This window comes from Mesorhizobium sp. B3-1-8 (assembly GCF_006439495.1).
In the GTDB taxonomy this organism is placed as follows: domain Bacteria; phylum Pseudomonadota; class Alphaproteobacteria; order Rhizobiales; family Rhizobiaceae; genus Mesorhizobium.
On record NZ_VFTK01000022.1, the window covers coordinates 61,174 to 85,422 of the forward strand.

The 24,249-nt window shown below is 61.2% G+C and carries 18 protein-coding genes, 2 tRNA genes and 1 pseudogene; 9 read left to right on the forward strand and 12 right to left on the reverse strand.

All coding sequences use genetic code 11. The features are described 5' to 3' along the window. Nucleotides 1-21: 21 nt before the first annotated feature. Nucleotides 22-1,779: an arginine--tRNA ligase gene (gene argS / locus FJ424_RS20630; RefSeq protein WP_140652515.1), complete on the reverse strand. Its 1,758-nt coding sequence runs from the start codon at nt 1,777-1,779 to the stop codon at nt 22-24. 61 nt (nt 1,780-1,840) lie between these two features. Then, nucleotides 1,841-3,070: a deoxyguanosinetriphosphate triphosphohydrolase gene (locus FJ424_RS20635; RefSeq protein ID WP_140652517.1), complete on the reverse strand. Its 1,230-nt coding sequence runs from the start codon at nt 3,068-3,070 to the stop codon at nt 1,841-1,843. Between the two features lie 70 nt (nt 3,071-3,140). On the opposite strand from FJ424_RS20635, the gene erpA reads away from it, so the two are divergent. The 4 genes from erpA to FJ424_RS20655 all read left to right on the forward strand — a co-directional run bounded on the left by erpA (nt 3,141) and on the right by FJ424_RS20655 (nt 5,052). Beyond that, nucleotides 3,141-3,488: an iron-sulfur cluster insertion protein ErpA gene (gene erpA, locus FJ424_RS20640; protein ID WP_140652519.1), complete on the forward strand. Its 348-nt coding sequence runs from the start codon at nt 3,141-3,143 to the stop codon at nt 3,486-3,488. Between the two features lie 4 nt (nt 3,489-3,492). Next, nucleotides 3,493-3,885: a VOC family protein gene (locus FJ424_RS20645; RefSeq protein WP_140652521.1), complete on the forward strand. Its 393-nt coding sequence runs from the start codon at nt 3,493-3,495 to the stop codon at nt 3,883-3,885. A gap of 7 nt (nt 3,886-3,892) precedes the next feature. Then, complete coding sequence (xth, locus tag FJ424_RS20650; RefSeq protein WP_140652523.1) at nt 3,893-4,687, forward strand: exodeoxyribonuclease III; 795 nt, start codon at nt 3,893-3,895, stop codon at nt 4,685-4,687. Nucleotides 4,688-4,758: 71 nt separating this feature from the next. Beyond that, entirely contained in the window at nt 4,759-5,052 is a 294-nt protein-coding gene (locus tag FJ424_RS20655; protein WP_140646697.1) for a hypothetical protein, read from the forward strand. 321 nt (nt 5,053-5,373) lie between these two features. Here the strand turns inward: FJ424_RS20655 and FJ424_RS20660 are convergent, their stop codons facing one another. From FJ424_RS20660 to FJ424_RS20700, 9 genes are all read right to left on the reverse strand, one after another. Next, entirely contained in the window at nt 5,374-6,213 is an 840-nt protein-coding gene (locus FJ424_RS20660) for a tetratricopeptide repeat protein (protein ID WP_140646696.1), read from the reverse strand. Then, entirely contained in the window at nt 6,200-7,924 is a 1,725-nt protein-coding gene (ilvD, locus tag FJ424_RS20665; RefSeq protein ID WP_140652607.1) for a dihydroxy-acid dehydratase, read from the reverse strand. The genes FJ424_RS20660 and ilvD overlap by 14 nt, the downstream gene beginning before the upstream one ends. 290 nt (nt 7,925-8,214) lie before the next feature. After that, nucleotides 8,215-9,459 carry an OmpP1/FadL family transporter gene (locus tag FJ424_RS20670; protein ID WP_140652525.1) on the reverse strand — a complete coding sequence of 415 codons (1,245 nt, stop codon included), beginning with the start codon at nt 9,457-9,459 and terminating at the stop codon, nt 8,215-8,217. 363 nt (nt 9,460-9,822) lie between these two features. After that, nucleotides 9,823-12,606 carry a valine--tRNA ligase gene (locus FJ424_RS20675; RefSeq protein ID WP_140652526.1) on the reverse strand — a complete coding sequence of 928 codons (2,784 nt, stop codon included), beginning with the start codon at nt 12,604-12,606 and terminating at the stop codon, nt 9,823-9,825. Between the two features lie 235 nt (nt 12,607-12,841). Next, nucleotides 12,842-13,639 carry a PopZ family protein gene (locus FJ424_RS20680; RefSeq protein WP_140652528.1) on the reverse strand — a complete coding sequence of 266 codons (798 nt, stop codon included), beginning with the start codon at nt 13,637-13,639 and terminating at the stop codon, nt 12,842-12,844. A 284-nt stretch (nt 13,640-13,923) separates the two neighbouring features. Then, nucleotides 13,924-15,306, reverse strand: a complete 1,383-nt coding sequence (locus FJ424_RS20685; protein WP_140646692.1) for a TolC family outer membrane protein — start codon at nt 15,304-15,306, stop codon at nt 13,924-13,926. A gap of 186 nt (nt 15,307-15,492) precedes the next feature. Continuing rightward, nucleotides 15,493-16,167 carry a protein-L-isoaspartate O-methyltransferase gene (locus FJ424_RS20690; RefSeq protein ID WP_140652530.1) on the reverse strand — a complete coding sequence of 225 codons (675 nt, stop codon included), beginning with the start codon at nt 16,165-16,167 and terminating at the stop codon, nt 15,493-15,495. Between the two features lie 93 nt (nt 16,168-16,260). Next, nucleotides 16,261-16,334 (reverse strand) — tRNA-Cys (locus FJ424_RS20695). Nucleotides 16,335-16,498: 164 nt separating this feature from the next. After that, nucleotides 16,499-16,759, reverse strand: coding sequence for a hypothetical protein (locus FJ424_RS20700; RefSeq protein WP_140646690.1), 261 nt, complete (start codon nt 16,757-16,759; stop codon nt 16,499-16,501). 208 nt (nt 16,760-16,967) lie between these two features. On the opposite strand from FJ424_RS20700, the gene FJ424_RS20705 reads away from it, so the two are divergent. Beyond that, a tRNA-Asn gene (locus FJ424_RS20705) sits at nt 16,968-17,042 on the forward strand. A 93-nt stretch (nt 17,043-17,135) separates the two neighbouring features. Then, nucleotides 17,136-18,509, forward strand: a complete 1,374-nt coding sequence (locus tag FJ424_RS20710) for a tyrosine-type recombinase/integrase (RefSeq protein ID WP_140652532.1) — start codon at nt 17,136-17,138, stop codon at nt 18,507-18,509. Between the two features lie 84 nt (nt 18,510-18,593). On the opposite strand, the gene FJ424_RS20715 is transcribed toward FJ424_RS20710, so the two are convergent. Further along, nucleotides 18,594-19,256 carry an MltR family transcriptional regulator gene (locus FJ424_RS20715; RefSeq protein ID WP_181182003.1) on the reverse strand — a complete coding sequence of 221 codons (663 nt, stop codon included), beginning with the start codon at nt 19,254-19,256 and terminating at the stop codon, nt 18,594-18,596. Nucleotides 19,257-19,492: 236 nt separating this feature from the next. Between FJ424_RS20715 and FJ424_RS20720 the strand changes: the two are divergent. From FJ424_RS20720 to FJ424_RS20740, 3 genes and pseudogenes are all read left to right on the forward strand, one after another. Then, nucleotides 19,493-20,193 (forward strand): annotated as a pseudogene (locus FJ424_RS20720) (SOS response-associated peptidase). 211 nt (nt 20,194-20,404) lie between these two features. Continuing rightward, complete coding sequence (locus FJ424_RS20725) at nt 20,405-22,390, forward strand: AAA family ATPase (protein ID WP_140652536.1); 1,986 nt, start codon at nt 20,405-20,407, stop codon at nt 22,388-22,390. Between the two features lie 1,608 nt (nt 22,391-23,998). After that, nucleotides 23,999-24,178 carry a hypothetical protein gene (locus tag FJ424_RS20740; protein WP_140652539.1) on the forward strand — a complete coding sequence of 60 codons (180 nt, stop codon included), beginning with the start codon at nt 23,999-24,001 and terminating at the stop codon, nt 24,176-24,178. Nucleotides 24,179-24,249: the final 71 nt, after the last annotated feature.

Here is a 24,249-nt window from a genome sequence, read left to right on the forward strand (position 1 = left end):
TGACAGGTTTTTTAGTTAAACCTAACGCATTTCAGTGGGCGCGTCTGCCCCGATCAGCGTCAGGCCGGAGGTCAAAACATCCGAAACAGCCTGCACCAGCCCTAGTCTGGCATAGGTTGATTCTCGGTCGTTAACCTTAACAAAACGTAAGTCCTGGTTGTCGTGGCCGCGATTCCACTGTGCATGGAAGCCGGAAGCCAGATCGTAGAGGTAGAATGCGAGCCGGTGAGGCTCCAGCGAAAGCGCCGCGGATTCGATCAGCCTTGGATATTCAGCCAGCTTCCGGATCAGCGCGATTTCGCCCTCGTCGGTCAGCGCGGCCACGGAAGCCGCCAGCCGATTGCGGTCGAAATTCGCCTCGCCGAGCTGCTCGCTCGCCTGCCTGAAAACGGAATGGCAGCGCGCCGACGCGTACTGCACATAAAACACCGGATTGTCCTTCGACTGCTCCGTGACCTTGGCGAAGTCGAAATCGAGCGGCGCATCGTTCTTGCGGTAAAGCATCATGAAGCGGATCGGGTCGCGGCCGACCTCTTCCACCACGTCGCGCAGGGTGACGAAATCGCCGGACCGCTTCGACATCCGGACCGGCTCGCCGTCGCGGAACAGTTTCACGAGCTGGCAAAGCAGCACGGTGAGCTTGACCGTGTCGCCGGCAACCGCCCGCGCCAGCGCCTCCAGCCGCTTCACATAGCCGCCATGGTCGGCGCCGAGCACATAGATCAGGTCGACGAAGCCGCGCTCGACCTTGTCCTTCAGATAGGCGACGTCGGCGGCGAAATAGGTGAACGAGCCATCGGACTTGACCAGCGCCCGGTCCATGTCGTCGCCGACCGCCGTCGAGCGGAACAGCGTCTGCTCGCGGTCTTCCCAGTCGTCCGGCTTCTCGCCCTTGGGCGGCGGCAGCTTGCCCTTGTAGATGTGGCCCTTGAGCGTCAGGTCGGCGATCGCCGCCCGGATTCTCTTGGCGTTGTCGGCATGCAGCGTGCGCTCGGAGAAGAACACGTCGTGATGCACGTTGAGCAGCGCCAGATCCTCGCGGATCATCGCCATCATCGCGTCGACGGTGCGGTCCTTGACGATCGCCAGAGCTTCATCTTCCGGCATCTGCAGCAGGCCGCGGCCGAATTCCTTGGCCAGCGCCTGGCCGACCGGGACCAGATAGTCGCCCGGATAGAGACCGGACGGGATCTCGCCGATATCGTCGCCGAGCGCCTCGCGATAGCGCAGGAACGCCGAGCGGCCGAGCACGTCGATCTGCGAGCCGGCGTCGTTGATGACATATTCCTTGGTCACGTCGTAGCCGGCGAAGGCCATCAGATTGGCCAAGGTGTCGCCGACCACGGCGCCCCGGCAATGGCCGACATGCATGGGGCCGGTCGGGTTGGCCGAAACATATTCGACATTGGCCTTGCGGCCGCCGCCGATGGTCGAGCGGCCATAGTTGCGCCCCTCGCCGAGCAATGTCGTCAGATGCGCGTGCCAGAACGCGTCCTTGAGTCTGAGATTGACGAAGCCCGGCCCGGCGATCTCGGCCGAGGCGACGTCTTCATCGGCGCGGAGCGCTTCGGCCAGTCTTTCGGCAAGCGCGCGCGGGTTCTGTCCGGTGGGCTTGGCCAGCACCATCGCCGCATTGGTGGCGAGATCGCCATGGCTTGCATCGCGCGGCGGCTCGACCGCGACACGCGACAGGTCGAGCGCGGCCCCCTCCTTGTCCTTGAGATCAAGGGCTTCGACGGCCTTTACGATCCGCGCGTTGAAATCGGCGAAGATATTCATTGGATATGCTCTGGGCTTTAAGAGACGACCGGCAGCCTGGCCGGCAAAATCGAGGCTCGCCCTAGCTCAAATCGGGCGTATGGTCAAACAGACGCCGATGTTCCTTGAGCGCATAGGTGTCGGTCATGCCGGCCAGGAAGTCGGCGACGCTGCGCGCCTTGATGCGATCCTCGGCCCTGTCGAGCCCTTCGCGCCAGCCATCGGGCATGGCGCGTGGATCGGCGAAATAGACGTCGAACAGCTCGCGCACGATGCGCTCGGCCTCGGCCCGCACCCGCATCACTTCCGGGTGCCGGTAGAGATGCTTGTAGAGGAAAGCCTTCAATTCCTTTTCGGCCGCGGCCATCCCTGGCGAAAAGGTCACCAGGGTCTCGCCCGCCGCGCGCACCGCATCGGCGCTGTCCGGTTTGAGACGCTCGACGTTGGCAGCGGTCGATGCAATGACATCCTCGACCATCAGCGTGATCTGCCGGCGCAACAGTTCGTGGCCGGTGCGGACATCGTCGAGCTGAGGATATTTGGCGCGCACACCGTCCAGGATCGAGCCCGGCAGGCCGACGCCTTGCAGCATGTCCAGCGTCAGCAGGCCGGCGCGCAGGCCATCGTCGATGTCATGGGTGTTGTAGGCGATGTCGTCGGCGATCGCGGCGCACTGCGCCTCGATGCCGGCGAAGCGGTCGAGCTCGAGGTCGTGCAGTTCGGAATAGTCGCGGATCGCCTGCGGCACCGGACCCTTGAGCCCCTTCCCGCTCGCATCGGTCAACGGGCCGTTATGCTTGACCAGCCCTTCCAGCGTTTCCCAGGTGAGGTTCAGACCGTCGAACTCGGCATAGCGCCGCTCGAGCCGCGTGACCACGCGCAGCGACTGGGCGTTGTGGTCGAAGCCGCCCCAGGCGGCCATCTTCTCGTTGAGCGCGTCCTCTCCCGTATGGCCGAAGGGCGTGTGGCCGAAATCATGGACAAGGGCGACTGCTTCGGCGAGGTCCTCGTCGCCGCGCAGCGCCCGCGCCAGTGCTCGTGCGATCTGCGCCACCTCGATCGAATGCGTCAGCCGCGTGCGGAAGTGATCGCCCTCATGCGCCACGAACACCTGCGTCTTGTGCTTCAGTCGGCGGAATGCGGTGGAATGGATGATGCGGTCGCGGTCGCGCTGGAACGGCGTGCGGGTCGGACTCTCGGCCTCCTCGAACAGGCGTCCGCGCGAGCGCGCCGGATCGCTCGCATAGACCGCGCGCGGCCGATAGCCGAACCCGATGTCGCCGAGAGCATCCTTGCCCTGCCGCTCGTCCATTGATCCACCAGTTGACTTGGCCACGCCCGCTTCATACCTATCATGTGAAACCGAAAGCAAGGTGACGCCGATGGGCGCGGATGCCAAGACTGCCATGAAGGTCGAAATGACCGATGCCGCGGCCAAGCGGATCGCCAGGATCGTTGCCGGCGAACCGGGCAAGACGGCGTTGCGCGTCTCCGTCGAAGGCGGCGGTTGCTCCGGCTTTTCCTACAAATTCGATCTCGTCGGCAGCCGCAACGATGACGATGTCGCCATCGAGAAGGATGGCGCGACGATCCTGATCGACGACCTCTCGCTGGTTTATATGGGCGGCTCGGTGATCGACTTCGTCGATGACCTGATGGGCCAGTCCTTCCAAATCAGGAACCCCAACGCTGTCGCCTCCTGCGGCTGCGGCACCAGCTTCTCCATATAACCCAATGCCTGCCGTCGGCGCGGTCCGTCAGGTCGCGCTCTCGGCTGGCCGCGACCTCGATGCGACGCTTGCTTTCTGGCGCGACGTGCTTGGTCTGAACCTGCATGCCCGCTACGACCCGCCCGGTATTGCCTTCATTATGGCCGGTGATGTGCGTCTGCTCTTCACCGACGGCGTTCCGGGCGGCACCGTCTATTTCGACATCGCCGGCCTCGAAGCCTTCCACGCGGAGGCGAAAGCCGCGGGCATTCCCTTCACCGCGCCGCCGACGCTCGTCCACCGCGACACCGAGGGGCAGTTCGGTCCGGCGGGGGAAAGCGAATGGATGGCCTTTCTAAAGGACCCCGCAGGCAATACGATCGGCCTCGTCGAACGCCTGCCGTCCGAAGAGCATTGAGGTCCTCATGAAGATCGTCACCTGGAACATCAACGGCGTTCGCGCCCGCATCGGCAACCTCACCCACTGGCTGACCGAAAGCGCGCCGGACATCGTGTGCCTGCAGGAGATCAAGACGGTCGACGACCAGTTCCCGCGCGCCGAGATCGAGGCGCTGGGCTACAATGTCGAGACCAACGGCCAGAAGAGTTTTAACGGCGTCGCTCTCCTGTCGAAGCTTCCCTTCGACGAGGTGAATCGCGGCCTGCCTGGCGACGATGCGGATGATCATGCCCGCTTCATCGAAGGCGTTTTTTCCACCGACCGGGGCGCCTTGCGCGTCGCTTCGCTCTATCTGCCCAACGGCAATCCGGTCGACGATGAACGGAAGTTTTCTTACAAGCTCGCCTGGATGGCGCGGCTGGAGCGTTGGGCGCAGGAGCGGCTGCGCCTCGAGGAAGCGCTGGTGCTGGCTGGCGACTACAACGTCATTCCCGAGGCCGCCGATGCCCGGTTTCCCGAAAACTGGCTGGGTGACGCGCTCTTCCAGCCGCAGACGAGGCAGGCCTTCCGCCGGCTGAAGAATCTCGGCTTCACCGAAGCTGCGCGCGCCGTGACCGACTCGGCCGGCGTCTACACCTTCTGGGATTATCAGGCCGGCGCCTGGCAGAAGAACAACGGCATCCGCATCGACCACCTGCTGCTCTCGCCCGAAGCCGCCAACCGCTTCTCGTCGGCCTCGGTGGAAAAGCACGTCCGCGCCTGGGAAAAACCGTCCGACCACGTGCCGGTCGCTATCGACCTCAGCCTTCAGCCCGCCTGAGACGTTGCCAGGCTCCCGGACCCAGTATCGCCACAAATCCCGTCTTTGATGCGGCTTGCTGTGGGGGTTGAATGGCGATCCGATTTCTTTTCTGGCCAGCCGGCCTTGCCTTGGCGCTTGCCGCGCCGACGCCGTTGCTGGCGGCGCCAACCTGTCTTGCCAACGGCAAGTCCTTCAACGTCGGCGAGACGGCGTGCCTGATGCTGGCCGGCGAGAGCTACCTCGCCCGTTGCGACATGGTTCTCAACAACACGTCCTGGACCAGGATCAAGGACGAATGTCCGGGCGAAGCGCCAAAGCCGCACCCGACGTCGCTTTCCACCCCGACGCCCGGCCAGACGCCGACGGAGCCGACCGAGAACTGAGGCTTCGTTGATCTCCCCACCATCCAGGTTACGCTATGCACATCTTCTGTGACTGGCGCGACTGATCAGGCCGAGGCTTGATTGCCACGTGGTTCCCCCAATCCGTCGCCGCTTCGCAGCGCCACCTTTCCCCCCTCCGGAGGGAAAGGAAGGGAGCGTTGCTAGACGGGCGTTGACGGCAAAAAAGCTTGGCGCCTTTCCTCTACCCCGTCGATCGGGGGAGAGGTGGCTCGGCGAAGCCGAGACGGAGTGGGGGTCGACCAGCGCTGCATTAGCCATTGCATGCGCCAAGCTGCCATGCACGCTATCGCCAACCTGCGCTTACTGGTCGCCGTTGTTGCCCTTGGTCAGGATATCGTCGGCGAGCGAGATCGCGGTCCGGCGATCGGCCTCGCCGGCCGCGGCGAACGCCTCTTCCTGCATGTTGCGGATCCAGGGCTGGTCGGCCGCCGGAGCCCGCTCGAGTGCGGCCGTCATCATCGCCAGGCCGCGCACCACCTTGCCGCTCTGGAACAGGAGGTTGCCGAGCGTCGCCTGCGCGCCGGCATGGCCCTTCTCGGCCGCGAGCTGCAGCCAGCGGCCGGCTTGCTTGACGCTGGCCTTCACGCCGCCCTCGCCCTTGAGGAACATCTGGCCGATCTCGAACTGGGCGTTCGGATTGCGGTAGTTGGCGGCGGCGCGCATGTAGTATTCCTGCGCCGCGACATCGTTCTCCTCGACCGGCGTGCCGGGAATGCCCTTGCGCAGATAGTCGCCCAGCGCCACCAGCGCGTCCGACACATAGCTTTCTTCCGGCGAGCCGGGCTCAACATCCTGATCGACGATTTCCGAGAAGAACTTGAAGGCGGCGTAGTCGTCGCGCGTCACGCCGTCGCCTTCGGCATACATGCGCGCAAGCTTCCAGGTGGCGCCGATCTGGCCGTTCTCGGCGGCGTATTTATAGGCTTCGACCGCCTGTTCCTTATGGCCGCTCTTGTAGGCGGAGAAGCCGAACTGGAACACCGCCCAGGGGCTCGACTGAGGCTTCACGCCGGTCTTGTCGTCGAACACCTTGTCGTCGAAGGCCATGGCCTGCCCGACGGCGCCCAAGGTCGCGCCAAGACCGGCGATCACGACCAGTGCCGAAAAGACAGACGACCTCAACACCTCAGATGTCCGCATAGCAGTGCGTTTCTTCTGCGGCGCCCGGATGGGTCACCGCGCCGTCGCGGGCCGGCCCTACGGCCTGCGCATATTTCCAGATCGCACCGGACTGATAGTCGGTCTTGCGCGCCTTCCAACTCTTGGCCCGGGCCGCCAGTTCGGCGTTCGACAGGGCCACTTCGATCGTGCCTTTCACGGCGTCGATCGAGATCAAATCGCCATCCTTGATCAGCCCGATCGGCCCGCCGACCGCCGCCTCCGGCCCGACATGGCCGATGCAGAAGCCGCGCGTGGCGCCGGAGAAGCGCCCGTCGGTGATCAGCGCCACCTTGCCGCCCATGCCCTGGCCGTAGAGCGCGGCCGTCGTCGACAGCATCTCGCGCATGCCCGGACCGCCGCGCGGCCCCTCATAGCGGATGACGAGAACCTCGCCTTCGCGGTAGTTGCGCTGCGTGACCGCTTCGAAGCACTCCTCTTCCGAATCGAAGCAACGCGCCGGACCGGAGAATTTCAGTTCCGACATGCCCGCGACCTTCACGATCGCACCTTCGGGGGCAAGGTTGCCCTTCAAGCCCACAACGCCGCCTGTCTTGGTGATTGGCCGATTGGCGGGACGCACAACATCCTGGCTCTCATTCCAGGAAACGTGCTCCATATTTTCGGCCAAAGTGCGGCCAGTGACCGTCATGCAGTCGCCATGCAGATAGCCATGGTCGAGCAGCGTCTTCATCAAGAGCGGAATGCCGCCGGCCTCGAACATGTCCTTGGCGACATATTTGCCACCCGGCTTGAGGTCGGCGATATAGGGCGTCTTCTCGAAGATCGCCGCCACGTCGAACAGGTCGAACTTGATGCCGGCCTCATGCGCGATCGCCGGCAAATGCAGCGCCGCATTGGTCGAGCCGCCGGTGGCCGACACCACGGTCGCCGCGTTCTCCAGCGCCTTGCGCGTGACGATGTCGCGCGGCCGGATGTTCCTGGCGATCAGCTCCATCACCTTTTCGCCCGAGGCGAAATTGAAGCGGTCGCGCATCTCGTAGGGCGCCGGCGCGCCGCAGGAATAGGGCAGCGCGAGGCCAATTGCTTCAGCAACGGTCGCCATCGTGTTGGCGGTGAACTGGGCGCCGCAGGAACCGGCGGAAGGACAGGCCGCCTGCTCGATCTCGAGCAATTCGGCATCGCTGATCGTGCCGACCGAATGCTGGCCGACCGCCTCGAACACGTCCTGCACGGTGATCTGCCGGCCGCGATAGCTGCCGGGCAGGATCGAGCCGCCATAGATGAAGATCGAGGGCACGTTGAGACGCACCATCGCCATCATCATGCCGGGCAGCGACTTGTCACAGCCGGCGAGCCCGACAAGGGCATCGTAGCAATGGCCGCGCATGGTGAGCTCGACCGAATCGGCGATCACCTCACGCGACACCAGCGACGACTTCATGCCCTGGTGGCCCATGGCGATGCCGTCGGTGACGGTGATGGTGCAGAACTCGCGCGGCGTGCCGTTGGCGGCCGCAACGCCCTTCTTGACGACTTGCGCCTGGCGCATCAGCGAGATGTTGCAGGGCGCCGCTTCGTTCCAGCAGCTGGCGACGCCGACCAAAGGCTGCGCGATCTCGGCCGCCGACAGGCCCATGGCATAGAGGTACGAACGATGCGGCGCGCGCGCCGGACCAACGGTCACGTGGCGGCTGGGCAGCTTGGCCTTGGAGATTGCCTTGGCGTCCATCATCGTCCTTGCCGCACACCCCGCGGCCGGTCCCCTCGCCGCGCCAACCTGGCACGCATCCCGGGACATATCTCGGGTGCTCCGGGTTTATGGCGGGAAATGGGCAGGTCCCTCTGTCTGACTTCTACAGCAGGGGTTGTTCAGAAAGTGTTGCCGAAACATCACAATCGCATCGGGCGCCGGTTCGCGACGAATCTGCAACAGCGGGTTGAAGGGGCGAAGCCGAAGCATCATTGACCCAACAAAAAAGGCCGAGCACTGCCCTGCCTTTTCGATGAATTTTCAGAAACTTAGAACTTGATCTTGATTCCGCCTGAAATCGCCGTGATCAGATCATTGCCGACGTCATAGGTAGCGTCTTCGCCCGCCGTATAGCCATTCTCGTCGGTAAGCGTGCCAGAATGGCCGCTGGTCATGACGCCGATAGCACCAGCCAAGCGTAGCTCGATGTTTGGCCGAGGCGTGTAGGCAACACCGCCGCCGAGCGTCCAAGTATCGGTTTGGACGCCATAGCCGTGCGACGTGCCGCGATCCCAGGTAAGCTGACCAGCGGCGCTCCATTCATCATTGAACTTGTGACCTATGCCGCCGGAAACGGTCCAGCCGTCGCGATACATAAGGTCAAGAGAGGTAAGCCGAACCGGAAGGGGAGAAACGGTTGTACACGCAGCCAAACCTTTGGTCTGTTCGGAACAGATCGGAACACTTTGCAGAGTGCTCCAGTTAACCCACTTGATCGAACCAAAGGCCAGCCAGCCGGGAGCGATACCCGACTGCAATTTCAACTCAACCGAGTCAGGCATGTACTGCGTCGAGCCATAGATTGGCGTGGCTGTGGTCCCTCCCAAGCCGTCCGGCAAAGTCAGCGTTCCAGAGATGTTGTCGAGCTTGACCTGCGAATTGTAGACCAAGCTGGCCCGAAGCGCGATCTCAGGGATTTCGTAGGCAACACCGGCTCGCCAGCCCCAACCGCTGGCCTCTAGGTCGACGCGACCAATCGGTGACGGCCCAAATGGATTGAAACCCACCAAGCTTTCCTTGAAGCCTGAAATGTCCTGATAAAACACGCCGCCGATAAAACGTAGCTGGCCCTTACCGGCATCAAACTTGTAGGAGCATGTACCGGCGTAGTTATTGCTCTTAATATCGGTTTCGACGTTCGAAAAAGCGCCATTCCACGACGCGCCGGGGGCGGTGTGGGCGCCCCAAGGCTGTGAATAGTCGACCATACAGTCGACGCCTTGAACAACTTGGGCTTTGACCCCAATGCGCGGTACCCAATAGGGCTCGGCCCCATCTGCCGTGGAACTGAAAAAGTTGAAGCCCCCCGGACCAGTCGCATTCTTGTACTTGCGATCCGGCATCACATAGGTCGCTTCAGCTTCCGTCGCGACCTGCGAAGGATCGAAAAGCAGGTCGATGTCGTAGCCGCCGCGCTCTAGGCCGCCGGCATGCGCGGGATGCATCGCCGCGCCGATCAACGCGATCGAAAAGCAGCCTGCCCCCGCCAGAGCTTTGAGCCGCAAGATGTTCATGGAAATCCCTCCCCGAAATACAAGTGGCTCAAAGCTAGAACCAATTCGGGTTAACGACGCAACAACGATTTCAAGAGCTGTACATGTACATCTTGACAGCACGTATTTTCGCCATGGTGGCTGGCACCGCAATCGGCGCCTGAATCGCGCCAACCGGGGTCGAACGGTCGAAAAAATCCGAAGTAACTACCCAAAACAGGGCAAAAACAGCCGATTTTAGCGCTTGCGGACCCCATTGTTACATTATGGCAACAATGGGGCGCAAACTTTCCGTTTACGTCAAAATTAACGTAGCGGCACGCCCATTTTCGAGGCAGCTAACGTACCGGAAACCACCTTTGGAGCGAGGCCGAATCTTGCCGTTCAGCCGGCGTCGCGGACCCTGGTCAAAGCCACCGAAAGCTTCTCCTGCGCCTCGCGATATTCGGCGAGTTTCTCACGCTCGGCTTCGACCACCTCTTCCGGCGCATTGGCGACGAACTTTTCGTTCGACAGCTTCTTGTGCAGGCGAGCGATCTCCTCGGTTACCTTGGCCAGTTCCTTCTGCAGCCGCGCGGCCTCGGCCTGGAGGTCGATCAGGCGGCCGAGCGGCAGGCTCACCGTCGCCTCGTTGAGCACGATCTGGGCCGAGCCCTTGGGCGGTGCATCGGCGAGCGCGATATCGCCGATGCGCGCCAGCCGCTTTATCGCCTGGGCGTGACGCTCCAGCCGCTCTTGCGTCAGCGTGTTGGCGCCGATCACCATCAGCGGCGCGATCGCCGCCGGCGGCACATTCATTTCCGAACGCACCGAGCGGATGCCCGAAACGAGGTCGACCAGCCAGTTGATGTCGGCGGCGGCCTCTTCGTCCCCGAAGTCGGGCGACGGCCAGGCGGCGTGGCAAAGCAGCGACGAGCGCAGCTTGCCCTCGCCAGCGGTCTGCGCCCACAGTTCCTCGGTCATGAACGGCATCATCGGATGCAGGAGCTTGTAGATCTCGTCCAGCACGAAGGCGACGCAGGCCCGGCTCTCGGCCTTGGCGGCCTCGTCCGTGCCCATGAACACCGGCTTCAACAGTTCCAGGTACCAGTCGCAGAACAGGTTCCAGACGAACCGATAGGCCGCGCCTGCCGCTTCGTTGAACCGGTAGCTGGTGATGCCTTCGGTGACAGCGCGCGCCGCCCGCGTCAGCTCGGTCAGGATCCAGCGGTTGACCGGCAGCTTGGCGTCGTTCAGCCAGAACTCGTCGTCGCGCGCGACCTCGTTCATCTCGGCGAAGCGCGTCGCGTTCCACAGCTTGGTGCCGAAATTGCGGTAGCCGGCGATGCGGGCCGGATCGAGCTTCACGTCGCGCCCTTGCGCCGCCATGACAGTCAGCGTGAAGCGCAGCGCGTCGGCGCCATATTCGTCGATCAGGTCGAGCGGATCAATGACGTTGCCTTTCGACTTCGACATCTTCTGCCCGTTCTTGTCGCGCACCAGTGCATGCACATAGACGGTGTGGAACGGCTCCTCGTCCATGAAGTGCAGGCCCATCATCATCATGCGGGCGACCCAGAAGAAGATGATGTCGAAGCCGGTCACCAGCACGTCGGTCTGGTAATAGGTCTTGAGCTCCGGCGTCTGATCGGGCCAGCCGAGCGTCGAGAACGGCCACAGCGCCGACGAGAACCAGGTGTCGAGCACGTCCTCGTCGCGGGTCAGGATCTCGCCCGGCTGGAAGTTTTCCAGCTTGTCCTCGACCCAGGCCTTCCACGGCCCTTCCAGCGCAAGGTAATATTCGATCGCCGCGGCTAAAGCCTCTTCCTCGGTCTTTTCGACGAAGACATGCCCGTCCGGCCCGTACCAGGCCGGGATCTGGTGCCCCCACCAGAGCTGGCGCGAGATGCACCAGGGCTGGATGTTCTCCATCCAGTCGAAATAGGTCTTCTCCCAGTTCTTCGGCACGAAGTTGGTGCGGCCTTCGCGCACCGAGGCAATCGCCGGCTTGGCGAGCTCGGCGGCGTTGACATACCACTGGTCGGTCAGGAATGGCTCGATCGGCACGCCCCCGCGGTCGCCATGCGGAACGGCATGGCGATGCGGCTCGACCTTTTCCAGAAAGCCGCCGGCCTCCATCAGCTCGACGATCTTCTTGCGCGCGGCGAAACGGTCGAGCCCGTCCAGCTCGTCCCACAGGGCCTGGCGCTCCGGCGTGACCTCGAGACCGGCGAGGAAATCCTCATTGTCCTTAAGCTTGATGTCCGCTTCGACCGTCAGGATGTTGATCGCCGGCAGCTTGTGACGCTTGCCGACCTCGAAGTCGTTGAAGTCATGCGCTGGCGTGATCTTGACCGCGCCGGAGCCTTTCTCCGGATCGGAATACTCGTCCGCGACGATCGGAATCTTGCGGCCGACGATCGGCAGCACGACGTGGCTACCGACCAGATCGGTGAACCGCTCGTCGTCCGGATGCACGGCCACGGCGGTGTCGCCGAGCATCGTCTCGGGACGCGTCGTCGCCACCGTGATGAACGTCTTCGGGTTCTCAGGGTCGAACGCCTCGCCTTCGATCGGGTAGCGGAAGTGCCAGAGATTGCCGTTGACCTCGTGCTGCTCGACCTCGAGGTCGGAAATGGCGGTAAGCAGCTTCGGGTCCCAGTTCACAAGGCGCTTGTCCTTGTAGATGAGGCCTTCCTTGTAGAGCGTGACGAAGACTTCCAGCACCGCCTTGGACAGGCCTTCATCCATGGTGAAGCGTTCGCGCGACCAGTCGGCCGAGGCCCCGAGCCGCTTCAGCTGGTTGAAGATCGCGCCGCCCGATTCGGCCTTCCACTCCCAGACCTTCTCGATGAACTCCTCACGCGTCAGATCGCGGCGGTGGATCTGCTTTTCCATGAGCTGGCGCTCGACCACCATCTGCGTGGCGATGCCGGCATGATCCATGCCGGGCTGCCAAAGCACGTTCTTGCCGCGCATGCGCTCGAAGCGCACGAGAATGTCCTGCAGCGTGTTGTTGAGCGCATGGCCCATATGCAGCGAGCCGGTGACGTTCGGCGGCGGGATGACGATGGTGAAGGCTTCGGCCCCCTCTTCCGCGCCGGCGCCTGCCCGGAAGGCATCCGCCTCTTCCCAGATTTTGGCGATCTTCGGCTCGACGGCTTTGGCGTCGTAGGTCTTATCAAGCATGGAGGAGGTCCGAACTGTCGGGAACAAGCGTCCGGTGTAAATCGGAAGGTCTTGGCCGAGTCAACCGCGAGAACTGCGATCGCTCTTACAGATAGGCATGCCGCGACCGGCGACAATCCCGGCCGGTGCCGCAATGGCGGCTCGCCTGATGCATGTCGACTGCAAGGGCGCAGCGGGTCCCAAAGCAAAAGCGCTGCCCGAAGGCGGCGCTTTTCAGCATGCGTGTTGCGGCAGCTTACTGCGCCCCGCGCGCCACGCGCTCGATCTCCTCGCGCACCAGCCTTTCGACCAGCGTCGGCAGGTTGTTGTCGAGCCAATCCTGCAGCATCGGCCGCAGCATCTCCTCGGCCATCTCGTCGAAACTCTTCTTGCCGCGGCTGGCAAAAGCATCGGAAAGCTCGCCGAAGGCCGCAGCAACCTGCCGGCCCGTATGCTCGGAAAGGATCGCGGGCCGGGCCGGCTGTGTCTCCGGTTCGGATGCCCGGGGAGCGCTGGCATGCGCGGCAGCTTCAAACGCCGGCTCTTGCTTCTCGATCTCGACCCTCGGCGCGGCTTCCGGAACCCGGACGGCCGGTCTCGCGGTAACCGTGCTGCCGCCGACCGCCGCTATTTCGCGCCGCCAATCGGCGACGATGGTCTCGGCCGACTGCGTCGCATTTGCCGCGGCCGGCCTGCTCGTGGCCGCTTGCGCGCTCGGCTCGATGCCCTCGGGATTGGCCGTGGCCGGAGCCGCCTTGACCGGCTCTCGACGAGCCTCGACGCGTGGGACCGCCGGATCGGCCGCGGCCAGCTGGGCCTGGACCTCCGCCAGCGTCGCTGGCTTGCGCGGGCCGGCGTCGGCATGCAATTCGGAACGAAAGGCGTCGACCTCGACCGTGGGTACGCTAACCGCGGCCGGCTCCAGATCCTGGCGCAGTTCACCGGCCTCGGCCGGTTGCTTGCGCCCGGTGTCGCTGTCTTCGATGATCCTTCGGATGGAAGCCAGTATCTCTTCCATGGAAGGTTCGCGCTGCGCGCTGCTTGCCGTCGCCATCGTCACATCCGCCGCCCCAGTGACCTGCCCAAGAACTCGACCCTGTCCAAGAACTGACCCGTTCAAGAACTTGACCCATCAAGAATTCCGTTCCTGCCCAGGTCGGAATTCGAATCAATGGTCACAGCGTAACCGACCGATCGTCATCCGAGAATCCCCAATCTGGGGACTTGTTGGATTTCAACAGATTAGGCGGTTCGCGGCCCGACGAGCCCGTGCCATCGACAAAGAAAAACGCCGCGCGTCCATCGGACACGCGGCGCTTGCTGGAAGCATACCGGAAATCAGCGTCCGTCGGGCGTGCGCAGTCCGAACCACTTGTCCTTGACGGCGTTGTAATGCTCTTCGGGCCTGTATTTGGTGACCGCCAGCCCAAGACGATCGACCGACAGCCGGCCCATCGCCGACAGAATGGCATAGCTCGCCACGACCACGTCGCGTTCGGAGCTGGCCTGGTTGATCTTGGCGGTGATGACCGCGTTCTGCGCGTTCAACACATCCAGCGTCGTGCGCTGGCCGACATTGCGCTCTTCGATGACGCCGTTGAGCGCCAGTTGCGCGGCATCGATCACCTGCCTGTTGGCATCCACGCTTTGGCGCGCGGCGACATATTGCGTCCAGGCCGAGACCACGGCCTGGCGCACCTGGTCGCGGCTGACATCGACCTGGATGCGCGCCTCGCCCAGTGATTCCTTGCTCTGCCGCACCAGCGCCGAGGTCCGGCCGCCCGAATAGATCGGAATGGTGAGCGAAGCGCCGATATTGGCCGATGTCGAACTACCGTTAGGGCTGCTGATGGAACTGGGAACGGTGTGGCTGTAGTCGTCCGAAACGCCGGCCGAGGCCGTCACCTGCGGCAGCAGCGCGCCTTCCGACGACTTCACCGAAAAGGCGGCGGCATCGACGAGATGCTGTGTGGCCAGAATGGCGGGATGTTCGGCGGAAGCGATGGCCAAGGCCGAATCGACGCCACCTGGCAGCAGCTTGCCAAGCGGCGAGGCTGCCTTGAGCTTGCCAGGCTCGTCGCCGACGATCTGGTGGTAGGTTGCGGCGCTTGCCAGCGCCGTCGCGCGAGCGGCGCTCAACTGCGCCACGGCCGTCGCGCGGGAGGCATCGGCCTGGGCGACGTCGGTGCGGGTGCCCTCGCCGACCTCGAAGCGCGAGCGGGCGGCGCGCGCCTGCTCGGTCAGGAACTGCAGGTTCTGCTCGGTCAGCACCGCGATCTGACGGTCGCGAATCACGTCCATATAGGCGCTGGCCGCGTTGAACAGGATGTTCTCTTCCGTGTTGCGCAGGCTTTCGACCGAAGCCTTCACCTGCGATTCCGCGGCGGCGACATTGTTCTTGGTCTGAAACCCGTCGAACAGCGTCTGGTTGATCTGCACGCCGAAGCTGCCCGTCGTTATTCTCCTGCTGGTGCCAAAGCCATGTATGTTGGTGTAGTCGATGTTGGCCGAACCGGTGACGGTCGGACGCCAGCCCGACTTGGCAATGGCTACACCCTCGTCAGTGACGCGCACGCCAGCGCGGGCAGCATTCAACTGGGAGTTATACTGATAGGCTTTGGCGAGCGCGCCCGTAATGGTTTCAGCGGAGGCGGCCAACGGCGAAAGCGCGGTGGCCGAAACAAGGATAGCTACTAAAACACTCTTGCGTAGAGGCGGCACGTTATTTCCCTCATTCGTTTTGCATGGGAACCACGCCACGTCAGCCTACCCATAAGGATCGGCCGGCGCCGCGTTGTTTATCGTTCCCCCGCTGTCGGCCTCCCGAAAACACCCGGTTAACCAAATCAGCAACGATTGTCAGGCGCAAGCGATCATGACAGCGCATTCGCTGCAAGGCAAAAACGCTCAGAATTCAAACGCGTGAGCACGTTCGAAGCCCGGTAGTGGCTTAATTGCCGCATTAAAGGCCCTTCTTCCGGTTACAACCCCTCCTGCCTTGAAAAACAGACGGGCCACGCCAGAGTTGCCCCGCCCTTCGACCACAACCAGGCGGCCTTCTTCCGCAAGCTGATCGAGCAATGCCGGCGGCACTTCCTCGACGCTGCCGCCGATGAAAATGGCGTTGTAGGGTCCCTTGGCGGCCTGCCCCTGCGGCAGCGGCCCGGTGACCACCGTGACGTTCTGGCAGCCAAGGCTGGAAAGCGTGGATTTGGCGGCATCCGCCAGCGCGGGATCGCTCTCGAGCGCCACGACCGAACGCGCGAGCCTGGACAGCAACGCGGCGGAATAGCCGGTGCCGCAACCGACATCGAGCACCGAATCGCTCGCGTCGATTTCAGCCAGTTGCAAAAGCTTGGCGAGCGGCGACGGCTCCATCAGGTAGCGTGCGCCGCCGCCATTCGCGCCATCGGAAATGCGGATGTCTTCGTCGATATAGGCCAGATCCCGCTGTCCGGCGCCGACGAAGGCCTCGCGCGGGACGGTCAGCATCGCCTCGATGAGCGGCGCGCTGGTGACATCGGTGGTGCGGACCTGGCCGTCGACCATCTTCACGCGGCGTTCGGAGAAATCAGCGTTCATGTCCCAACAATCCGCTCCCCGCGCCAGGCGCGCGGCCAAAACTTCGACTGGAACCCCTGCTCCGGCGCGGTTGCGCTGGAGCCCGCAAGCATCTGGAGGCCTCGCCCGGAATCGAACCGGGGTGCAAGGATTTGCAGTCCTCTGCGTAACCACTCCGCCACGAGGCCTCGCAATGCTCCCGGCGTTCCGAGCGAACTCATTATGTTGGCGCTCAAAGGTCGTCAAGCGCTCGCGCGTCATTCCCGACGCTTTCGTATCGAGCAGCCAAAGTGGTTATTACCAATCGGTTGTCATGGGTCCAGCATCGCCGCGGCGGAGCCGCCGCAGGCGCTCAGTCGGGCCGGCGCCGGCGTTCCCACCAGACGACGAAACGCCGCCGGTGGCGCCGGATCATGGCGAATTCGTAGGACAGCACCAGGAGACCGAGCGGAACCATCCAGAAGCCGAGAATCGGCAGAAAGCCCAGAATCCCGCCAAGGGTGAGCAGCATGCCGATCGCGATTCGCCAGCCGCGCGAGCGCGGCATGGTGAACTCGCGGCCGAAAACCGAAATCTTCCGCGCCGGGGCACTGTCGTCGTCAGCTGCCGTCATTCAAAATCAAATCCCATCTGCCGCCAATGCCATGTCAAAGGCCAACCGGCCGCTTTGTTCCGTGCCGGTGTGAAGCCCTTCATATGTGGGCATGTTGAACGATGGCACAAATAGCCGCATTAAAAACTGGAGAAAAATTGCGAATTGCTGCTTTGCAAAGCCGAAAGGTGTTTGCTATAGGCTGCGCCACTCACGTCAGAGCCTCCGTTCCCCGGTAGCTCAGTGGTAGAGCAACCGGCTGTTAACCGGTTGGTCGCTGGTTCGAATCCGGCCCGGGGAGCCACTTAATCCAGAAAGGCCTTGAAACCCAAGCCTCGCAGGGGTTTCCGCTTCCCCAGAGATACACCGCCAGATACACTGCGGGGTACCCTGAGCCATGAAGATCGAAGTGAAGCACATCCAGAAACGTGGCGTCGCCGGTTGGCGCTATCGACGCAAAATTCCGAAAGAACTCCGCGCTGCTGCGGGTAAGTTGGAAATCCTAATTCCCCTCGGGAGCACCGAACAGGAAGCCTTCAAGGTGAATCCGAAGGCGCATGCCCAGGCGGAGCAGCAGTTGCGTCAGTGGTCGCGGCCCCAGAATACCGACCAAAGGCAAGGCAGCTCCGGCGCCCCCTCCTCGACCGAATTTGAGCAGTTCAGGTTGAGTCGCGCTCGCCTCAGAGCGCTTAGCCTCGATCCTGAGTGGAGCGGCGCTGAGGACGCCGACGACTCCGAGGCAATCGCAAGAGAGCTGATCGCGGACCAGATCGCAGACAAATATCCAGTGGATGAGCGCGGTCATCCTGTCGGCATCGGCATCGAAGACCGAGCCCTTATCCACGCCCTGGTTCTTGGCGAGCGCCAGCAACAGCGCGACCCAACCCTTGAGGACGCCAAGCGGCTCTATCTCAAGGAGCGAGTTGGAGAAGACGAAACGAAGCAGATGGAGCTTGAGAGGGTCTTCAAGCTCGTCAAAGAGGCCTTAGGTAAGGACCGAAAGTTGGGCAGACTCAAGAGAGAGGACGCCAAGGAAGTTCGGAACCACATGCTGGATGGTCGCAAAGCGTCTTCTGTGGACCGCTACTTGAATGTCGTTCGTGCGGTCATCAACCACGCCATTAGGGAATTTGATCTGAACGGCGTCACCAATCCCTTCATGCATCTGGAGGCGGCCGCCAAGGACAAGGCAGAGCCGGACAAGGACAAGCGTCGCCCCTTCACGCTCGAAGAGGCTGCCGCCATAACAGCCCGGGTGTTGTCTCACGCAAAGGACGACCTTCAGCACATCTGGCGGATGCTCCAGGGGAGCGGATGTCGGCTTTCCGAGGTCTCGGGCCTGAGGGTGGCCGACGTGCATCTCGATCACGCGACACCTCATATCACTGTCGAGTGGCATGACGACCGCCGTATCAAGAATGCGGTGTCACGGCGAAATGTGCCGCTGATCGGGGACACACTGGCGGCGGCAGAGGAAGCCGTTGCAGCTGCGGGTAACTCGGTAATGCTGTTCCCGACCTATGGCAGGCCAAAAGGAGCGAACTCAGCCTCTGCCTCCCTGGGCAAACATGTGCGGGCCTGTGTGACAGACCCGAAGGCAACCACTCATTCGCTTCGCCACCTCATGAAAGACCGGCTGCGGCTGGCTGGCGTCAGCAAGTCCGACCAAGACATCGTTTTGGGACACTCCTCGGGCAGCGTCGGAGAGGATTATGGGGGCGATGAGGCGCGGCTTGAGGTGGCCAGGCGGGCGCTTGAGAAAGCGCTGTAGAAGTGGGCATCGCCGCCAAGAGGCGCTAATCGAAGAACGAGAAGACCGACTGCGGCAAGCGCCTCATCGCCTTCTACGACAACCTCAGTTGAGATCATCGCGTTCGGAGCGCTGGTACACTCCAGCCTCCGATCGTTTTTCAAGTATTTTGAGTATCATCGTGTGAATCGCCCCCATGAACCTCGCTTTTGGGCCAAGATCGGCTATTTCTTGGTGGAGTCCTTCGAGGTTATTGACATGGTCGATAACAATCTGATCTTCGAACGAGAGAACTTTACTGGCATGAGCAAACTTGTTTCGCAATCTGCGCAACCGGTGAAGTTGAACCCAGAGTTCGGCTTCAATGATGCCCATAGCTTTTGCAAGGTCAATTTTTGCACTAAAGGTGGCTAGAGGTGCCGAACCTTTGAAAAGAGACCTGTCTAATTCAACGTCCAAACCTGGCATGTGGCTGAATATCAGCTCAGTCAGCTCATTGTCCACCGCCTGCGCGAATACCAAAGCTACACCATGAGGCCCCTGGCTCATCACAGCGTTGGTTAATTGGTCAAAAAGCCCAACGGCTTTTGTAAGGTCCTCTTGAAGGCTCCTCATTTCGGCTTCCAGCGCTTCTTTCCTCCCTCGAAAAAAGTCTAATTTCTCCTGCTCGTTTGCCCCCTCGGGAGGGTCAACGGGCAGCGCCGCCAATCTCTTTCGAACCTCCTCAGTGCGCTTGTCTAACATCGCTTTAAAGTCTTCGATTTCCACTGACATTTTCTCCCGAAACTACGACCCGCCGGTCTCATATCAGTTAAACTTTCTCCCGTCCCGTTCCTGAGCAGATCACACCCCTCTTTAGGCGGTGATCATGGAACCAAGGAAGTCTCACCAGAAGATAACTTGGAGAGGTTTCCGATATGCGGGCATGTCTCGACCGACCATTGTGAGGTCCGTGGGTCATTTTGCTTCTGGATTACAGGTGAAGGCTGAGGCATCCTCGATGGATGTGCAACCTCTACCACATCACCACTACCCAAGACGCCATCCGCGAGTGGACGCGGGCCTCAAGGACATCTTGGGCAACCTTGAACCCTCCCTTGATGTTTACCCCAACATGCCAGGCCCTGTGGTCCGCGACGCCGCAGACGGTCAGCGCGAGCTTGCCAAGCTGCTCTGGGGCATGCCTACGCCAGCGGAGCGGGTGAAGGGCAAGGCGGACTATGGCACTACCAACATCCGCAACCCGCAATATGGCCATTGGCAGCAATACGTTGGCGTTGAGCATCGCTGTGTGGTTCCGGTGACGAGCTTCGCGGAGCCTAGCCCTAAGCCGAACGATAAGGACCCCGAGACTGGCATTCAGCGGAACTACTGGTTCGCCCGAAGTGAGGACCGCCCGCTGTTCTTCTTCGCTGGCTTCTGGACGCAGTGGCAGGGAGTCCGCAGGGTCAAGGACGGGCCGGGCGACTTCGAGCTTTACGGCTTCCTTACGACCAAACCCAACGCCCTCATCACGCCAATCCACGAGAAGGCTATGCCGGTGATCCTGACGTCGCGGGATGAAGTGGAGGCTTGGTTGACGGCGCCGTGGTCCGAAGCGCGACACATGCAGCGGACAGCCCCTGACGATGCCTTGGTGGTTGTCGAGAAGCCGGCCACGCAGATCAAGTTTCCCCAAGGATCGGGCCAACTGTCATTGCTTTAGAGTTAAAGCGGCAATACAGAGGATAGTTGGGTTGGTGATGTTACGCTCGCTTTAGCACATGGCTCACTCATGCAAGAAGCGGACATCTTGGGGAAGTCATCAAGGACCTAGCGCGATTCAACAGGCGAAGACTGCGGAATGTGCAGGCTCGAACGATTTGAGGTGCGCTAGCTAATTCGATCTGTTTCTTGATTTGCTTGGGGAGGCCTTCATGGAATTGAAAACGATCCGCATACAGAACTTCCGTTCCGTTGAAGACTCCGGAGATTTCAGCGTCGAGCATCTCACGTGTCTTGTCGGAAAAAACGAGGCGGGGAAAACGGCAATCCTCCAGGCACTGGCGGGACTAAATTCTCATCCCGCCACGCCTTTCCAGTATGATGTCGAGCGCGACTATCCCAAGCGTTTCCTTGCCCGCTATAGCGAGCGGCATACTGACAAGCAGGCGGTTGTAGCCACCACAACTTGGGAGATCGACGAAACCCAGAAAGCCCTTATTGCGGCTGATTTTGGCGCGGATGCGGTTACCGGCGATCGAGTGACAATAACCCGCTCTTACAACGCCGCCGGACACCACTGGAGCGTCCCATTAGATGCCAAGCGCGCCGTCGAATACCTGATCGCAAACGCAAACTTCTCCGCGCCGGAGAAGAGCCAGTTGGGCATCCCGTCGACGAGCGAGGAACTCGTAGCGAAGTTGAATGAACTCGCGGGCTCAAACCCGAAGCACAAGGCACTTCTCGACAAGGTATTGAGCTATCCTCACTCGTCCTTTTTTAGCCGAGTGCGACAAATTCTTGAGCCTTACTTTCCTCAATTCATGTATTTTTCGGTCTATGACCGCATGAACACCGCCGTGCATCTACCCACGCTTAACGACCGGATGAACGACGGCACACTGTTTACGAACGATCAACTCCGTGGGGATCGTCTTTTTTGGGAGTTCCTCGAGTATTCAGGCGTGCCTCTTGGCGACATACTCGGAGCCACGACTTTTGAGAGCTTCAACGCCCGGCTCCAAGCCGCCTCCAATGTGCTCACCGAGGAAATCCTTGAGTACTGGACTCAGAACCAGGACATCGAGGTTCGGGTAAACGTGACAGAAGGTAAGCCCGGTGACCCTGCTCCATTCAATTCAGGTGCCGTGGGTCGGGCACGAATCTACAATCAACTCCACAGGGCGGATACGTCCTTCTCCGAAAGAAGTGCGGGCTTTACGTGGTTCTTCTCCTTCCTAATCAAGTTCGACAGAGTGAAAAAGGAAGCCAAGGGCAAGGTCTTCCTCCTGCTCGATGAACCGGGTCTGACGTTACATGGCCTCGCTCAGGCTGACCTGCTCCGCTACTTCTCGGAGAAGCTGTCCCCTCACCATCAAATGATCTACTCAACGCATTCGCCTTTCATGGTACCGCACGAGAACTTGATGGCGTCTCGGATCGTGCAGGACATAGTCAAAGTCGGGGAGAAGGGACGTCGCACACCAACAGGCACCCAGGTTCGCGATGATGTCCTAAACGCTGACCGAGACTCGGTCTTCCCACTACAGGGCGCTCTTGGCTACTCGCTCACGCAGACGCTCTTTGTGGGTAAGCACACGATCCTTGTCGAAGGCCCGGGCGACATTCTCTATCTGCAGGCGCTTTCCGCTGAGCTTGCGCGTCGCAGCAGGACTGGACTTGATCCGAGTTGGGTTCTCTGCCCGGCAGGCGGTATCGACAAGATTCACTCCTTTGTGTCGCTCTTCGGCGGGAACAATCTCGATGTGATTGCGCTATCGGACTACACCAAGAAGGACCGCAACAAGCTTGATGCGCTGAGACGCAGTCAGATTATCAAAGATGGTGGGGTCCTAACGATGGCTGATTTCACTGCTCAAGAAGAAGCCGATGTCGAGGACCTATTCGACCCGAAACTGTTCTGCAGCATCGTCAACAGTGCCTATGGCCTTTCGGGGAGCAATGCACTCGACCCTGCAAAGCTCAAAGCGGCCGACGAAGGCACCGAGCGGCTGGTCAAGAAGGCCGAGGCATACTTCCGGGTCTTGCCAGAGAGCATACCGGGGTTCGACCATTTTACCCCGTCGCACTGGCTCCTCACCAATCCTGGGGCCTTGAGCGGTGACGCACCGGAGGTCCTGAATACGTTGGGTCGAGCCGAAACGCTTTTCAAAGCGCTAAATGCGCTCCGGAAGCGGTAGCCTCGGCTCGCAGTAGACGGAAGCTTCTTCCTCAGTCTTCATCCTTCCAAACGATGCGCCTCACCGTTCTGATCTCGGCAAGCCGCCTCACGCGGATGTCCTGCCTTTCACTTGCTGAAGGGTTTTGTGTCTCGGCGTGCATGAAATCGTTCTTGCCGCATCGCTCGCAACTCATTTTGTTACCCACCAACTCGGCGTCAATGTCTCCGAAGATCGCCCTCAAGTCACTCGGCTGATTGACAACCGGCATCGCGATCGGCGTCGGGATTTCGGTCGGTCTAGCCCTGGGCTGACGAAGCAAATACGATTTCAGCCCTCGCTCCTTTGTCTGCCTTGATCGCCGCGTGGCAGTCCATCAGCTTCCGAGATGCGCCGCTTTTTGCATGAGCCCGGCGAATGTAGTCAAACACGTGCCGTGTCGCCCTCGCCAACGAAGATGAAGGGTTCGTGCTTCGTGTGAACCGTCACGGTCTTATAACGCTTATCAAGCGGTGGACCGGGGTCGTCGCGAAGCGTGACATTATCCGCAAAAGAACCTTCATTTCGTTGGGCATCGCTGACACGCTCCTTGCCTGGCGGTGAAAACCCACGCTGAAAGCCAGATCAAACGGTGCGGACAATTGAGGCGATACCGCGCTCCAAAATCTTCGGCCCAATCTTGGAAAAGAAGTGTCCCGACTGCGCTGAGATTGTGAAGGCAGATGCGCGAATATGCCGGTTCTGCCGGCACGAGTTTTAGAAGCAGGTGCGCTACCGGCAGTCAGACCAGCCCCGTCATACGGATGAGCCGAAAACCCCATGGCCGATCGCGAGCACGAATTCACCATCATTGGCGGCCAGATCCCAGCCGAAGAATGCAGCCCAACAAAAGAGCACCAGGGTGAAACGCATTAGAGAATTCTAATACACGGTGGTGGTTGACCAAACGTTTACCCGCGTCGATGAGGGGCAAAGCGACGGTCAATCTCTGCGTGCCGGTCACTGTGAACGCCGATAAGGTCAGACTGGTGACCGCCTACGTTCCGCTGAAGAGAAAGACGCCACTGGTCGACAAGCCGACATGATCCAGAGACGATGGGTAGTGTCTCAGTTTGAAATTTGCCCTCCCGCACATCCCGTTTGATGACATAGGCGCTTGCCCGCCAGCCACAGGCCGCACGCCCCCACACCCCGTCCTATTTTGAGGCGGCTCAGTTCATGACGCCCGATCTCGGGGCAGCTCGAGCGCGGCAGCGGCAAGCAGTCTGAGTTCCTCACTTGTCAGGGTTATCTCGTAGCGCTGCTTGGATTTCTTTGTGTAGATGTCATCAGCAGTCACAGAGATTATAACAACGCCTTCCTCTTCCACCTGCACACTATCGATCGGTAGTGGCCCCGAAAATATGCATTTCGACGCGCCAGCCCTTCGGCTCGGCCGAGTATGTATCCGCATCTCGTCATCCCTTTCCGCTCTCGAAAGGGTCCAATGCAGGAAAGATGCCAGATCGTGGCTATTTCAACCTTGGGCCTCAACACCGTCCACGCCTTCGCGGGCTGAACATTAGCAACTGCTTGTATTTGTCCTACCGCAGGCAGATAATGCCATTCGGGACTTTGAGGGAGGTTCCGATGCGCTGGCCCCTTATCGTGATCGCGTTCATCACTGGCTTCATCCTCTGGGACCGCTTCGAAAACGACGGCACCTATACCGCCGACGTCGAGCGAAGTTTCCGTGAGGCATCCTTGGATATGCCGCGCGGGTGGAGGCCACCTACCATCACCATCAATCGCGATTTGCTAAAGCGATAGCCGAGGGGCCATCGTCTCGCTCCGGCCCCTTTTCATCACAGGAATGAAGCCGCAGCCACCCGCTTTAGATT